Here is a 13128-nt window from a genome sequence, read left to right as displayed (position 1 = left end):
CTTTGCTCCGCCGCTCTGAACGCGTCACTTTACGCAGAGAGCAAAGTGACGGAGTGATTTTGCCTACGTGATTAATTTGCGCAGAGGAGGCCGTTTTGACAGTATTGGGACATGGGATTGATCTTGTCGACGTCGAGGAGATCGCAGCACTCCTAAAGCTGTCTGACGACTTTCTCAACCGATGCTTTTCTAATGCTGAACGTGAACGCCTGCTCGAAATAGTGGCCAACGCCGAGCGCATTGCAGCGCGGTTTGCGGTGAAGGAGGCCGTCCTTAAGGCCCTCGGAAGAGGGTTTGGCAATGGTTTTTCGTTTCAAGATGTCGAAGTGTTCAACCATCAGTCTGGAGCGCCATTTGTAGTCCTTCACGGCCGAGTCCGCGAACTATCCGACAGCCTCGGCGTGAGCAACTGGTTAGTGAGTCTCAGCCACGATGGCGGAAAAGCAATCGCCAGCGTCATTGCCACCTAAGCCAGTAGCTTTATGCCTCTCCTCGTCTCCACCGTCGGCGGGCGCCTTGTAAGCGATGATGCCCTCGTCAATATCGATGTGAACTAGGCCGCCCCTGTTTGCGAACATCTGCCTCCAAATCTCAAACCCTTTGAAGATCGCGTTCTCCCAGTCAGCGAGAGAGCAGTGCCCGACCTCAAGATGGCCGACCATGCTCTTGATCGTTTTCAGAAGGCCGTAGTCAACTTGATCGATGCCGGCCAGGAAACTATGGTCGCGCGCATAGTCGAAGGTCAGAGCTACAATGGCCTCCTCCAGGATCCGCGCACGTCCTCCATCCTCAACCTCGTCCAGCAGCGGCTGGCTCTTTCGTTTGCACTTCAAAAATGCCCGCAGGTTGGGCGACCAGCCAAGAATGGCTGCATACGCTAAATGGAATACGTCGTGGAAACGGTACCCATCGGCATCATAAGCATTATCGCCGAGCGGCGAGCCAATGCGCTCACCGTTAACCGATATTTCGACCATCGGACGCCCATCGATCAAAACCTCTTTGAATAGGACATCCATCTGCCGAGGAAGCCGCTCAGTCTCGATACAAGTGCCATCGAACGCTAGCCTACGATTACCGGCTACATCCCAGCGCTCTCGAACCTTGACGAGATTGAACGTGGCGACATCGTCGAGGTCGAGATCAAACTTGCTCGCGACGTTGGCGAGATACCACAGCAGATCGCCCAATTCTTCACATACCCGGTCTTTGAAAAGCTTATGCGCTCCTCCGTCACGAAGGTGCTTCTTATATTCGCTCAGGAGGTGGCCAGCCTCGCCGGCCAACCCAAGCATCGGCACGACCAAGGCGTCAGGGCCGTCTTTTCCAGCTGCGGCCGAAACGTCGGTGCGAAGCGCTTCAACTTGATAGGCTCTAAAGTCCATTCTTCGCTCCTATTTCGTCAATCGGTGCACCGTGGCCGATTTTCATCCGTTAGATGATTGGCTCGATAGGGTCGTCCGAGACCTCATTGGGAAAAGCACCTGCCTGGATCCGTTCGTTGAGACCCCATTTCGGTGGGTAAAAGAACGCGATTGGCTCAAAGGTCTGGCTGAACTTCTGCTTAATACGCGTGCGGCCGGTCCTTCCGGCAATTTCGGGATGAGCGACGCGAGAGAATTTGTCGATCTCGCAAAACAGATTCTGGCAGTCAATAAGCTGCAATCGCCGCCCCCATAGGGAAGGGAAGTTGATACCAAGGCGCTCGAACTCTTCTTCTTGCTTGTCAGCGACGAATCTTATGAGCTCCGGCTCATTCAACCCGCCGAAGTCCACGAAGCACTTGCGGAGGCCATCGCGGGCTCCTGGACCGGGAATGACGAAGTCCATCTCCGAAAAATTCGTGATCGTGCTGTAGTTGATGTCGGTCGCGAACTGGTAAGCGAGAAAATCGCCAATCGTCGGGTATCCTCGGAAAAGCTCAAAGGCGGACTGCATCGAGCTTGCGTCCTCCATTTTTTCCGGAAGTTGGTCCTTCATCATCTCTTCCAGCAGCCGCAAATGGTTCTGATGCTTAGTTGGATAGCCGAAGGCAGAGCTTCCCGGCGGCATGATGTAAGCGGCGGAGTAAATGGTTTCGCCACGCTGCATGGCGCGTCCCAGAACATCGCAATAGCGTTCGAAATTGTAGTCTGAATAGATCACTGATCTAAGCTCGGCCTCAAGCAGCCTCCAGGTTTCGATTTTGTTGAAAAGCTTGAACAAGATGATTCGGAAGAACACTTCAGCGTTCGAATTCGGCAGGTCATCGCGATAGATCACGTTGCGGATCAAATATTGGCTGACGCGGTCCGACGCTCGATAGGCATTCGTAAACTTATAGGTCGACAGCACAGAATTGCGCGTCCAAGGCTGGGGTGTACCTTTTACGCGCTTAAAAAAGATATTCTGGCGTTCCGCCGCAAACCGCCAGTAACTCTCATACGCGGCCGTCACCTTGAGCGGGCTGAGATGCTGGAAAGTGATGGTCGGCGCCCACCGGCGGTCTTCTTCGCAAACCGTACTCGCCCACTGTAGGCTCGTCCCGGTGCCGTCGATATCGAGCGGCAGCTGCGCAGCCGCCTCGTTTCCCGGGGAGCGAGAGGGCGATAGACCGCGTTTTCTTGGCTTTCTGGCGTCACTTTTCACGTCTTCAATCCACTGCTGCGGCAAGATGCAGATTTTGCCCCGCAGTTCCCAATTCTTGTGGTTTGCTGATTGCGACCTCAGCAGCCGCGATGACAGGTATCAACCCGATGTCCGTCTTAGAGATTCGCTCGAGCTTTGCTACCCCGACGGAAACGTTGAGGCGGACAAACGGCATTTCCAGTTCATGCGCCATAAACTCGCCGAGTTGTTTGAGCCCAAGGTAGTTGCCATAGGCTTTGTCGAAGATCTGCTGAGTTGCATAGAAAGCATTGAGCACAAGGCCACTCTTCGTCGGAACGAAAGTCACATGCTGGAGGCACGGGAAACCAAGCTGGGCGCTGGGCGTATGATCGCGCTCCGGGTCAAACGTCGTCACCTGCATCATAGAGTCGCGAACTCCGTCACGCCCATCATACTGCGAAATAACATACTCAAGCTGATTGCCGTCGCACGGACCCCGCCCGTACATCATCATCCTCTCGAAATACAGACCCCGGCCATTCGCGGTGCGGTTCATGGCCTGATAGGCCGGAAAGGCCATCTTGTAGAAACTGAAAAGCTTGGCACGATCACCCTGCGCCATCTGCCAAAGACGTTCTGGGAAGATCGTGTATGCCACGTCCTCCACAACGCACTTGCCTTTGCTCTGCAACAAGGTGTCGAGCGACTTTCGGAGCTTGTCGTCTTCCTTCTCGAATTCCGAAACCGACAAAACCAAGGGGCTGACTTCCTTGCCGCGTCCCTGGGCGACACGAAGCAGAACCCTCGCATACGCACGCGAGACGCTCGTCTCGTTGACGATGAACGGCTCCATTGCGATGCTGTTCGACTTACTCATCGGTGTCCTCCTCGAGGTGACGAAACTCGGCCAATCCTACATATTGCTTCCGGGCAATGCGCACAAAGACCGCCCAGCCGGTATCGGGCTGGATGACTCTGACGATACCAGGATAGCGCGCTTCAAAAAGGCGACCCTCGGGCAGATTCGTGACGAAGGCGATTGCTTCATTATCTGGTTCGCAATCGGTGGGCAGAAGAAGGCTCATACCGACTTCAACGTCGACGACAGAAGTGCTCCAGGCAGTGTCGACGATGACGAGCGGCTCGGCAGACAATGATCCAAGCAGAGCCGCCCGGATCGCTGCAGGCTTCTGCTTCTTCAAGACAGTCCCCCGTGGGCGCGAGAGCATGTTCAAGGACTGCGAAAGGTGGGTGATCAGCGTCGTGTATCCAACCCCGAATTCGCAGGCAATCTGGAAGATCTGGAGCGGTGTCGCCGAGTCCGGCTTCCAACCGCGCTTTGCGAAAGCTTGGCGCATGCCAAGGGTCGGCATTAGGACAAAACCAGCGAAGCTGTCCGCCAGAAACTCTTTCGGATCCTCCCATGGATTTTCCTTCGCGTCTTCACGCAATTCGTCGATCGACGAACCATGCCCGAAAACGTGGTGACCGAGCTCATGGGCACAATTGAAGGCCCGCCGCGGAAGGGGACGACGCGCCGAGAGATGTATCCGCGAAGGTGTGCCTCGCTGATACATGCCTTCCATGTTGATATTGTTGAAACGCACCTGAACCTGATGCGCCTTGCAAAGTGCATAGATGCAGATCGGATTGACCAGGTTCAGTCCAGCTTTGGTGCGAGCGGCAATCGACGCCGTCATGGCCTGGTTTGCCAAAGCATTGCGATCCGGCATCGTATTTTCGCTCCTGAGCTTCATGGACTTACTGTTCCTTCGCGTCAGACGTATCGTCACGCATCGCCGCAAGCAGCTTCAGCAGACGCTCAAGATCATCAGGCTTCAATTTGGTCAGCTCGCGCGCCGCAAGTTGCAATCTCGGGTCGGCCGCGTCCACCGTATCGGGAACTTCTCCCATCAACCAGGCGACGCTCACGTCATAGAGCTCGGCCAGTTGCGACAGCTCTTCGGCCGATACACGCCGATTGCCGGCTTCAAGCTCCGATACGGAGGGGCGATGCAGCCCCAGGAGTTTCGCGACCTGGCCTTGCGAAAGCCCTGCGAGCTTGCGCGCTTCCTTCAGACGTTCGGCCAGTTGTGCGCGGAGTTCGGTCGGGTTGTCTGTCATGCCGCTGCCACCGCCGCCTGAGCATCGAGCTGCTTAATCAGCGTGCAGACCAGCGCAACGGTTTGAGCGATCGTAAGGGCCTGCTTCGTGGCATCGTCGACGAAGATGTTGACATCCGGCGGAATCTCCTTGCCGAGCGCGGCGCCGAGCATGCCGGCTGCAACCGGCCAAACTTTACTATTGAACTTTGGCAACTCCTCCGCCGGCCGGACGGTCGGATCGAGCGTCGGGCAGACTTCTTGGCTAATGGCCTGGATCGCCGTCAAAACGTCCACCAAGTGCTTCTGAACATCGGTCGGGTCCATCGCTTCCTCCGCTTCTTACATGCGGTAAGATAATCTTACGCAACGCAGAGTCAAGGGGATAACTTTCGCCACTCTCCGAGAAAACGCAGAGTGGTCCGGAAATCGGGATCCTGGCAACTTATCTGTGCAATCTTTCCGGGAGAATCGACTTTTCGCATTGCTCCGATCTGCGCCGGACATGTAGGTTTAGGTCGTTGAATTCTGCTTTGAAGAACACACTTAGGTCACGTGACCATAAACCCAGATGTGGGATCGTGCGGGAGAAGATGGAAGAAAGTCGAATGAGCCAGGCATACGATTTTTTGGCGATGCAGCAGGCGCAGTTCCGCCACGATCAACGGAACCATTCAGATATCATTTGCCTTCCGAAGTCGGATCGGCTCAAGCACTACGGCCTCCACTTTGCCAAATATGTTGGTCGGCTTGCACGGGGCAGCGCCGAGCAGAAGTCCACAGATCAGACCCTTGTTGACATGACCTTGGTCTGTTTGAGCGCTGCCAACGCTCTACATCAGCGTATTCAAGACGATATTGAGAGATGTTCGCAGGACCGAAGTGACCAGGTCGATCCGCTTCGTTCCCTAGCGGACGCTGCTGGTCGGTTCGCCGACGCCTGCGAGAAGATCGACCACTTGGAAGATTTTCTGCCGGTCGCCCGACTAGCAAATATCGACGTTTTGAGTTGGACAGTGCGCCACGCGATGGAACGCGGGATCGATCTCAACCAAGCCATCGACGAGCGGCGCAAGGAGCTCGTTGTCCGGCAATTCTACATCGCGGACTGACGCCATGGCATTTTGGAGCAGCCAGACACTCGAAAGCCGCCTCAGCGAACTAGTAGGCGGGACAGGGTCACCCAAGGTTGACTGCAATTCCATCGAGTTGACGGTTGGACGAGAAGTCTATGTCACGCCCAATCTCACCGACATCTATACCACTACAAAACAGCAGCTGCAGCACGAACAAGCCTTTCAAATCCCCCCGGGTCAGTTTGCGTTCCTGCTCACTGAAGAGACCGTGAAAGTCCCACCGACGGCAATGGCTTTCATTTCCATGAAGGCGACATTTAAGATGCGGGGCTTAATCAACGTGTCCGGATTTCACGTCGATCCAGGTTGGAGCGGCCCATTGGTATTCGCCGTGTTCAATGCTGGACCTTCGCCCGTTCATCTGCAACGTGGCCTACCCCTGTTCCTGATTTGGTACGCCGAACTCGATCACCCCTCCGAAAAACGGAAGAGCCAACCCGGCTCCACTTCGATACCTCCAAGCTTCATCAGCAGCCTAACAGGCGGGAATGATACGCTGCATGCGCTTGATCAACGACTAAAGGACGGCGTCAAGAAGCTAGAAGACGAGGATAAGAGACTCGACCAGCGCCTTCATGAACTAAGGAATGCACAGACAAAAAATACGGTGATTCTTACAGTGTTGACCACTATCGTGGTCGGATTGATCGGGTTTGCATTTAGAGAGTCAATTCTGTCTATGATGCCACTGCGATCACAGGCAGCGACGAATATCACGGCGCAGCCACTCCCTGCCCCCTCGGAAGTACAATCACGCGAAAACTAGAAGTTCGTATCGCATCGTCCATTCAGACCGCGTGACCGAGAACTCCAGAGACTCTTTATCGCTCAATGACTCGATTGGGCACCTATTCCAAATGATCCTTCCAAGGGACCAGTAGGAGGCTTGCGGCGGAGTTGCTCACCTTTCTGCCTCGAATGCAGAAAAGAACGATGAAATCTTGGTGTGCTTCATCCTGCGAAGCAACGCGGGCCGACGTCGACCAAGGTGCTGATAGGTAGCCGCCACCATATCGCTTTCATCTAAGTTGGCCATCTCCGCAGCCAATTCGGTATCCGTCAATTGCGGTTCGAGCCATTTTAGTCGAAGAACCTCTAAGGCCCCGCGTAGAAAGCGATCATCGAAGAGTTGTAGTTCTGCAATTACCTCCCCGGGCGCAGTTCTGATTCTTTGCTCCAACTCGAACCAGTGCGCCAATCGGTCGGCAAGATCAGACCAGCTGACTGAGAGCGGCAGCCGCGGAATATCAAAATCGTACGGCGAGATACCATGAAACCTTGAGACGATGGACGGCGCAGTATTGAAGTGGCGTTCGTAAAGATGGAACGACGCGGCGAAAAAGGTCGCGGACCCGACCTCGGTGCCAGTCCATCTCGCCATCAGTTCATGCAGCACGCTCCACTCAAAGGCATTCGCGCCGGAAAAGCCCCACATTGCATCGTTGCTGCGTATGGCGATGCTCATATTGAGGCGGCCATCGCGTATAAGCCAGCCGATCCAGTTATTGCACGGAATATCCTTGCTGTTGACGTAGTCGAGTCCAGGATCGAACAAGCTCATGACCGCTCGGCGGGTGGTCCGGTCATCGACAAGCAATTTTCGAACTTCATCGACCTGATCGACACTTTCGCGCCACCGACGCAACCTCGGCCCGTATCCTGCTCGCCATGTTTTTCTATCATCGGAGAAGTCGGGCGCACGTGGCAGGTAGTGGGTGAGCCAATCGACGTCATTTCGGCCGGCCAGAACCCAGATTGACTCGGCTATTTGTGCAAAGCAGTCGTTCAAGCGGCCGGGAAGGAACAAGAAGCGTTCCAATGGCCGGTCCAGGACGGTGACTTGATTGAGGATTTCGCGGGTTAATTGACCACGAACAGTGACCTGGTCCCCCTTCTCCATGATTTCCTCAAAACTGCCAGCCGCGGCGAAGCTGATGTTCCTATATCTGTTAGACATTCAGGTTTCGGCTCCGGAGAATCTTCAGTCGTACATGTAGCGAATGAGTTCTGCGCACGAGCCCGATTCTAATAACGCTCGGGTCATTGTTTCAAACACAATCAACAACCTCATCAGTTGCAACGATTGGCGAGTTTTGCAACCGTAATTAACTGGCATCCTATCAAGTGCGGGTGCGACGCTAGCTGACGAGCCGGCGCTCCTTCAATTCTGCCCCCCACGGCCGGCCAGTCATGCTCCTTCCTGTCGAGTTCCGCGGCCGCGTTCATGCCGCAATCAGCGCCAAACGACGTTTGGCGCGCCGTCATCTTTTGCTTCCTCGTCAGTCTCAGGGATGTCGTCGGCGACAGCTTGGTCGCGGAGGCTGCACCCCGCTGAGCGTCCTCGGCAGTTGCGATGAGAGGGGGGTGCGGTGTACATCGCAGGCGATTGTGAGTTCATGCGTCAGCGCGGCGGATATTTCCGCCGGGCTCGTGCAGCATCAGGTCCTGGAGATGCACCAACGCGTCGTCGAACCACAGTGACGTGCAGGTGTCCCCAAAAAGCATCCATTCCCCTACCGTCGAACGGCCCTTCGCTCGTTGATACACGTAACCGGTGCGAGCGACGATGGTCGGCTGAATTCATGATTAATTAACCATATGAATTAACGGCCAAAATTCTGTAAACGGAAACTAACTCGAGTCTCCTTTCCGTCTTCCGGACGCCGCTTCCCACCGTCCATTACTATCGATAGGGACCCAATATCGATAGTGATAGTTTTGGCGTCGCAGATCAGCGAACGCAGAGGCAGCACTCGCGCGCGAGAGGACCCGGAGGTTCGGCCAGATAGCGCGTCCAAGCGCTTGCGTCTAAGCGGAAACGAGGTAGAATATTGAAAAATAGGAACCAAGGAACCAACAATGGCGCTCAGCATCAAAGATCTGGAGACCGAACGTCTCGCAAAGGCGTTGGCCGAGAAAACCGGTGAAACCATCACCCTGGCAACCCGCCGGGCACTCGAGGAACGGCTTCGGCGCCTCGCAAACGCCGGAAATCGCGATGTCCTTCTCGAGGAGCTTGCTGCCAGCCGCAAGCGTTGGGCCAAGTTACCGGTTCTCGACAACCGCTCCGCCGACGAGATCTTGGGGTATGACGAAAACGGGCTCCCCAACTGATGGTCATCGACACGTCAGCGATTGTCGCCGTCGCCTTTAATGAGCCGGAAGCGGAAACCTACGAGCAAAAGGTCGTCGACGCTCCGCGACGCTTTATGTCGGCCGCGACACTGCTGGAACTCACCATTGTGATCGAGGCGCGCCTCGGCGAGGCAGGGACCGCAGAGCTCGATCTATGGCTCCATAAGGCGGGTGTTGAAATCGTCGCCGTTGACGCGGAACAGATTGCGGTGGCAAGGCGAGCCTGGCGCAGCTACGGCAAAGGCAGACATCCGGCCGGTCTGAACTATGGCGACTGTTTCTCCTATGCGCTGGCCAAGACGCGCAGTGAAACGCTGCTCTATAAAGGCGATGATTTCTCGCGCACGGACATCGAGGCGGCATGAGATCGCATCCGTTGCACCCGGCAGCCGCCGCAAGCAGCGTCGTGGGCCGAGATTTCCGTCAGGAGCTCGGCATTGAGATGGTCAAGGCTTGGCTCCATTTCGGCCTGTTCGACCGCGGCGAGATCGGCATCGCTGAGGTCGAGCGTCGCCTCGATGCGACGATCGCGCCGCGACAGCCGCAGATAGTCCTAATAGGCGAGGAGCACGGTGCACGGCCGGCCGTTCTTGGTGATGATCACCGGCACGCGCATGGCGGCATCCTGATCGGCCCCGAAATACTTGGAAACGCCGCAGCGGTTGCGATCAACGTCATTTCGACACTCCTAAGTTCCGCAATACACGGGATTTCCGTGGTTTCCGCAATAGCGTCGGAGGCTGGCCGCCATGATCAAGCAACATAGAACGGCGGATTCAAACAGCCAGGCGCTGCATCGCCGCGCCGAAGAACTCGACGCGCTCGACGCCATCCTGCCCTTCGACCGGCGCGACCAGCTCGCCGCGCTGCTCACCGACGACGACGTCGCGACACTGAAACATCTCGCCAGTGAGGGCATGGGCGGAAATACGCTCAAAGCGCTCGCCTCCGATCTCGGCTATCTCGAGGCCTGGTGCCGGCTTGCGACCGGTTCTCCCCTCCCCTGGCCGGCGCCGGAAGCGCTGCTGCTGAAGTTCGTCGCCCATCACCTCTGGGATCCGGTCAAACGCGCCGAGGAACCGGCGCACGGTATGCCGGCAGATGTCGAGGCCGGATTGCGGTGCGAGGGGCTGCTCAGGGCCAAGGGCCCGCACGCGCCGGGCACGGTGCGCCGGCGGTTGACCTCCTGGTCGATCCTCACCCGCTGGCGCGGACTTAGCGGTGCCTTCGGCGCGCCATCGCTAAAGAGCGCGCTTAGGCTCGCTGTGAAAGCCAGCAGCCGGCCGCGACAGCGCAAGAGCAAAAACGCTGTCACCGGCGACGTGCTCGCCAAGCTTCTGGCCACCTGCGCCGGCGATCGGCTGGTCAATCGGCGCGATATGGCGCTGCTTCTGACCGCCTTTGCCTCCGGCGGCCGCCGCCGTTCCGAAGTGGCGGGACTGCGCGTCGAAGATCTCAACGACGATGAACCCGTACACGCCGATCCGGCCGACAAGACGTCCCCTCCCCTGCCCTGCCTGTCGATCCGCCTCGGCCGCACCAAGACGACCACGAGCGACGACGACGAACACGTTCTCTTGATCGGCCGGCCAGTGGCCGCATTGAAACGATGGCTGGAGGACGCCGGGATAAAGGATGGACCGGTATTCCGACGCATCGACCAATGGGGCAACGTCGATCGGCGGGCGCTGACGCCGCAATCGATCAACCTGATCCTGAAAACCCGTTGCAAACAGGCCGGCCTCGACCCGGTGCTGTTTTCGGCGCATGGCCTGAGATCCGGTTACTTGACCGAGGCTGCCAACCGCGGCATTCCGCTCCCCGAAGCGATGCAGCAGTCGCTGCACAAATCAGTGACGCAGGCAGCGAGCTATTACAACAACGCAGAACGAAAGAATGGACGAGCGGCCAGGCTGATCATTTAGATCCCAAGAACTTTTAGTTTCCGATCCTTTAGCCGCTGGTTTTGGAAACGGTGCGTCTTTTCAGTGGCGCTGCACTGTCTGGCTGCTTCCTCACCGCGGATTTCGGCGCTTTTTTCGGTTTAGCGGCAGTTCCCCGTTCATCGGGTTCGCCAAGAACCGCATTTATCCCTATCGCCTCGATTTCCTTCGCGGCTTGAAACCAGTACTCAAGACCGTCGCCCTCCGGGCGCCCTGCTCTCTCCCAGAGCTCATAGGGCCGCTTCCTGATCAGTTCTTCCTTGGTCTTCATGGCAAAACGCTCCTTGTCGACTGGGTGGAAGGGATGGTGGGCGGCAGTGAAGCCTGATTGCCTGTCTGATGGGGAACTTAGGTCGATTGGCGCATGCTTCGCAACCGCCGGCTAGCTTTTTCGGCGTTGCTTCAGCCGAATACTGATGGGACCTCCCTCGGCCTGCTTCACCTCGCGTTGTTTTGACTTCCGGACAAGATCGCTGAGTTTGCGGAAGCCGAACGTACGTGGGTCAAAGTCCGGCGCCAGGTTGAGCAATTGCTTACCCACAGTGCCGAGATTCACCCATCCATCCTCGGTTTCCTCCTGCGAGAGCACCTTTTCGATCAGCGGCACGGCCGCGCTCACCGGCTGCAGCGGCTTTTCGGCCGAGGCGGTGCTCTGCTCACCTTGATGGCTCGAGGGAGCAGGTTTTCGGTGTACACGAACCTGCGGCAGGCCTGCCGAAAGCTCTCTGGCGTCTTTTGTTCGCCGAGACATCGATTCCCTACTCGCTAATACGCGCGGCTAGTCGTGTGAAGTCGCTGTCGGACGATACGAGGCAGAAGCCATCGAAGCGCCCGCTGTGTAAGAGGTCCATGGCATCGATCACCAACGTTATGTCGGAAGCGTTCTTTCCGGTGGTGTAGGCGAACTGCTGCTGCGGATGATAGCGTGTTTGGCCAGCACATCCGCCCAGGCTTTCGATCGTGTGCCTGAGAAATTCCCGTAAATGCGTCGGACGCTCGCCTCGCCGAGCTTGGCAACTTCTTCGAACAACCCATCGACGATCTTGGCCGACGTGTTGTCCGCATCGATCAGGACCGCTAGGCGCGGTGATCGTGTCTCAGACGGCATGATGTGTTCCTCTTCTTCTCAGCACCAGAACCGCTGTTGCTGCTGTCACGGCCCGAAAAGACGCCGATCCCAATAAACGGGCTGATGAAGACTGATCTGGATTTCGCGGAACTCCGGATGAGCCGGATTTATCAAGATGTTCCGGTCAACCCGGGCTACAACACTCGGAACGAGCAAAATTGCGCTCCGCTGTTCGAGGCACCATCGCTCTCCGAACCTTTTGCTTGCCGTTGGCGGCATCGCATCCCAGCCTGGGAGATCCGGCGGCGAGAAGACCTCATAGGTCAACCCGCGCGGTATCGTGATCTCCACGTAATGCTGATTCGGCGGCAATCGACCGCTACCATGTACCAGCTTTTCGAGTACCGCAGTCGAATAGTGTTCGCTGCTGTAAATGATCGGACTTGAGGGCGTGTTCCATCTTCCGGGGGCTATGGTCGAGCCCGTGGCGTCGAATATCGGATAGGTCCCCTGTGGGTCACCCATTCGAAATGCCGACAGCGTGCGATCGAGAATCTGAGGCGTCACGCAGCGCTGCCGTATTTCAGGCTCGCAAGAATTTCCAAGACGAGTTCGGCACCGATTTCACTCTGAATGACCACATCAATCGGACGTTTGTCCTCAAGCATCGGGTGAGGCCGAAACAGGAAATCACGCCCCTCCTCCTCACTCTGCCAAACATCCAGTGCCAGGTTCCAGACCCTGGCCAGGCGCGCGACGCGCATCCCCTCATCCGGTGAAAGCCGATGCGTAACCTTCCGCCGTTCGTAGGTCGCCTTTGGTACAAGCCGATACTTGAATTGACTGTCATTTGGAGCCAGAAGATGGACGACCCGCTCCAACGCAGCGACCGGCAGGCCGCCCTCGATACGCGTAATCAGCCCAAGCGGAGAACGCGCCGCCGCTTCTTTCGTTGGCAGGCCAAGGACGTCGGCAACATTCTCAAACGCAAGCATAGTTCATCTCCGCTCCACTTGAGGCTAAATATAGTGTCATTTGAAACGACATACAAGATATCGGGCCTCCTTGCCCGCCCGGTATCTTCGCAGCGATCGCGCGGAAGGCTTCCCGGCCCCCCTTGCCTTGCCTTCCACCGACGTCTCCTGGAACAAGTA

17 protein-coding genes and 2 pseudogenes are annotated in these 13128 nt (G+C 56.9%); 6 read left to right on the top strand and 13 right to left on the bottom strand.

What is annotated here, in order from left to right:
- Window positions 1–95: 95 nt before the first annotated feature.
- Window positions 96–470 carry a holo-ACP synthase gene (gene acpS, locus NXT3_RS19450; protein WP_104840056.1) on the top strand — a complete coding sequence of 125 codons (375 nt, stop codon included), beginning with the start codon at window positions 96–98 and terminating at the stop codon, window positions 468–470.
- Here acpS and NXT3_RS19445 read toward each other — a convergent pair.
- The 6 genes from NXT3_RS19445 to NXT3_RS19420 form a co-directional block, all read right to left on the bottom strand.
- Window positions 414–1385: a nucleoside triphosphate pyrophosphohydrolase family protein gene (locus NXT3_RS19445; RefSeq protein WP_104840055.1), complete on the bottom strand. Its 972-nt coding sequence runs from the start codon at window positions 1383–1385 to the stop codon at window positions 414–416. The two genes, acpS and NXT3_RS19445, sit on opposite strands and share 57 nt — an antisense overlap.
- Before the next feature lie 49 nt (window positions 1386–1434).
- Complete coding sequence (locus NXT3_RS19440) at window positions 1435–2466, bottom strand: nucleotide kinase domain-containing protein (protein ID WP_104840316.1); 1032 nt, start codon at window positions 2464–2466, stop codon at window positions 1435–1437.
- 166 nt (window positions 2467–2632) lie between these two features.
- On the bottom strand, window positions 2633–3466 hold the full coding sequence (locus tag NXT3_RS19435; protein WP_234828138.1) for a thymidylate synthase family protein: 834 nt from the start codon (window positions 3464–3466) through the stop codon (window positions 2633–2635).
- Window positions 3459–4346: an ImmA/IrrE family metallo-endopeptidase gene (locus NXT3_RS19430; protein ID WP_104840054.1), complete on the bottom strand. Its 888-nt coding sequence runs from the start codon at window positions 4344–4346 to the stop codon at window positions 3459–3461. Before NXT3_RS19430 ends, NXT3_RS19435 begins: the two co-directional genes overlap by 8 nt.
- A gap of 4 nt (window positions 4347–4350) precedes the next feature.
- Window positions 4351–4713, bottom strand: a complete 363-nt coding sequence (locus tag NXT3_RS19425) for a helix-turn-helix domain-containing protein (RefSeq protein ID WP_104840053.1) — start codon at window positions 4711–4713, stop codon at window positions 4351–4353.
- Window positions 4710–5018, bottom strand: a complete 309-nt coding sequence (locus NXT3_RS19420) for a hypothetical protein (protein WP_104840052.1) — start codon at window positions 5016–5018, stop codon at window positions 4710–4712. The genes NXT3_RS19425 and NXT3_RS19420 overlap by 4 nt, the downstream gene beginning before the upstream one ends.
- A gap of 281 nt (window positions 5019–5299) precedes the next feature.
- Between NXT3_RS19420 and NXT3_RS19415 the strand changes: the two genes are divergently transcribed.
- Both NXT3_RS19415 and NXT3_RS19410 read left to right on the top strand, forming a co-directional pair.
- Window positions 5300–5803 (top strand): hypothetical protein, encoded by a 504-nt coding sequence (locus NXT3_RS19415; protein WP_104840051.1) that lies wholly within the window; start codon window positions 5300–5302, stop codon window positions 5801–5803.
- A 4-nt stretch (window positions 5804–5807) separates the two neighbouring features.
- Window positions 5808–6593 carry a dCTP deaminase domain-containing protein gene (locus NXT3_RS19410; RefSeq protein ID WP_104840050.1) on the top strand — a complete coding sequence of 262 codons (786 nt, stop codon included), beginning with the start codon at window positions 5808–5810 and terminating at the stop codon, window positions 6591–6593.
- Between the two features lie 135 nt (window positions 6594–6728).
- Here the strand turns inward: NXT3_RS19410 and NXT3_RS19405 are convergent, their stop codons facing one another.
- Window positions 6729–7784, bottom strand: coding sequence for a thymidylate synthase (locus NXT3_RS19405; protein WP_104840049.1), 1056 nt, complete (start codon window positions 7782–7784; stop codon window positions 6729–6731).
- A 902-nt stretch (window positions 7785–8686) separates the two neighbouring features.
- Between NXT3_RS19405 and NXT3_RS19400 the strand changes: the two genes are divergently transcribed.
- Both NXT3_RS19400 and NXT3_RS19395 read left to right on the top strand, forming a co-directional pair.
- The gene (locus tag NXT3_RS19400) at window positions 8687–8941 is read left to right on the top strand and encodes a type II toxin-antitoxin system VapB family antitoxin (protein WP_104840048.1); all 255 of its coding nucleotides are present in this window, start codon (window positions 8687–8689) and stop codon (window positions 8939–8941) included.
- Complete coding sequence (locus NXT3_RS19395; RefSeq protein WP_104840047.1) at window positions 8941–9327, top strand: type II toxin-antitoxin system VapC family toxin; 387 nt, start codon at window positions 8941–8943, stop codon at window positions 9325–9327. The genes NXT3_RS19400 and NXT3_RS19395 overlap by 1 nt, the downstream gene beginning before the upstream one ends.
- Window positions 9328–9365: 38 nt before the next feature.
- Here the strand turns inward: NXT3_RS19395 and NXT3_RS32495 are convergent.
- A pseudogene (locus NXT3_RS32495) lies at window positions 9366–9640 on the bottom strand (type II toxin-antitoxin system Phd/YefM family antitoxin); the annotation flags it as partial.
- A gap of 71 nt (window positions 9641–9711) precedes the next feature.
- On the opposite strand from NXT3_RS32495, the gene NXT3_RS19385 reads away from it, so the two are divergent.
- Window positions 9712–10887, top strand: coding sequence for a site-specific integrase (locus NXT3_RS19385; protein WP_104840046.1), 1176 nt, complete (start codon window positions 9712–9714; stop codon window positions 10885–10887).
- A gap of 28 nt (window positions 10888–10915) precedes the next feature.
- On the opposite strand, the gene NXT3_RS19380 is transcribed toward NXT3_RS19385, so the two are convergent.
- From NXT3_RS19380 to NXT3_RS19365, 5 genes and pseudogenes are all read right to left on the bottom strand, one after another.
- Entirely contained in the window at window positions 10916–11176 is a 261-nt protein-coding gene (locus NXT3_RS19380) for a DUF2934 domain-containing protein (protein ID WP_104840045.1), read from the bottom strand.
- A 111-nt stretch (window positions 11177–11287) separates the two neighbouring features.
- Window positions 11288–11656 (bottom strand): OST-HTH/LOTUS domain-containing protein, encoded by a 369-nt coding sequence (locus tag NXT3_RS32490; RefSeq protein WP_234828137.1) that lies wholly within the window; start codon window positions 11654–11656, stop codon window positions 11288–11290.
- Between the two features lie 7 nt (window positions 11657–11663).
- A pseudogene (locus NXT3_RS32485) lies at window positions 11664–12013 on the bottom strand (NYN domain-containing protein).
- A gap of 45 nt (window positions 12014–12058) precedes the next feature.
- Complete coding sequence (locus NXT3_RS19370) at window positions 12059–12541, bottom strand: RES family NAD+ phosphorylase (RefSeq protein WP_104840044.1); 483 nt, start codon at window positions 12539–12541, stop codon at window positions 12059–12061.
- Window positions 12538–12969 carry an Xre family toxin-antitoxin system antitoxin gene (locus NXT3_RS19365; protein ID WP_104840043.1) on the bottom strand — a complete coding sequence of 144 codons (432 nt, stop codon included), beginning with the start codon at window positions 12967–12969 and terminating at the stop codon, window positions 12538–12540. Before NXT3_RS19365 ends, NXT3_RS19370 begins: the two co-directional genes overlap by 4 nt.
- Window positions 12970–13128: the final 159 nt, after the last annotated feature.

Origin of the sequence: Sinorhizobium fredii (assembly GCF_002944405.1) — a bacterium.
Lineage (GTDB): Bacteria > Pseudomonadota > Alphaproteobacteria > Rhizobiales > Rhizobiaceae > Sinorhizobium > Sinorhizobium fredii_C.
Note: the sequence above shows the minus strand (reverse complement) of the source record. Positions and strands in the feature narration are given on the sequence as shown.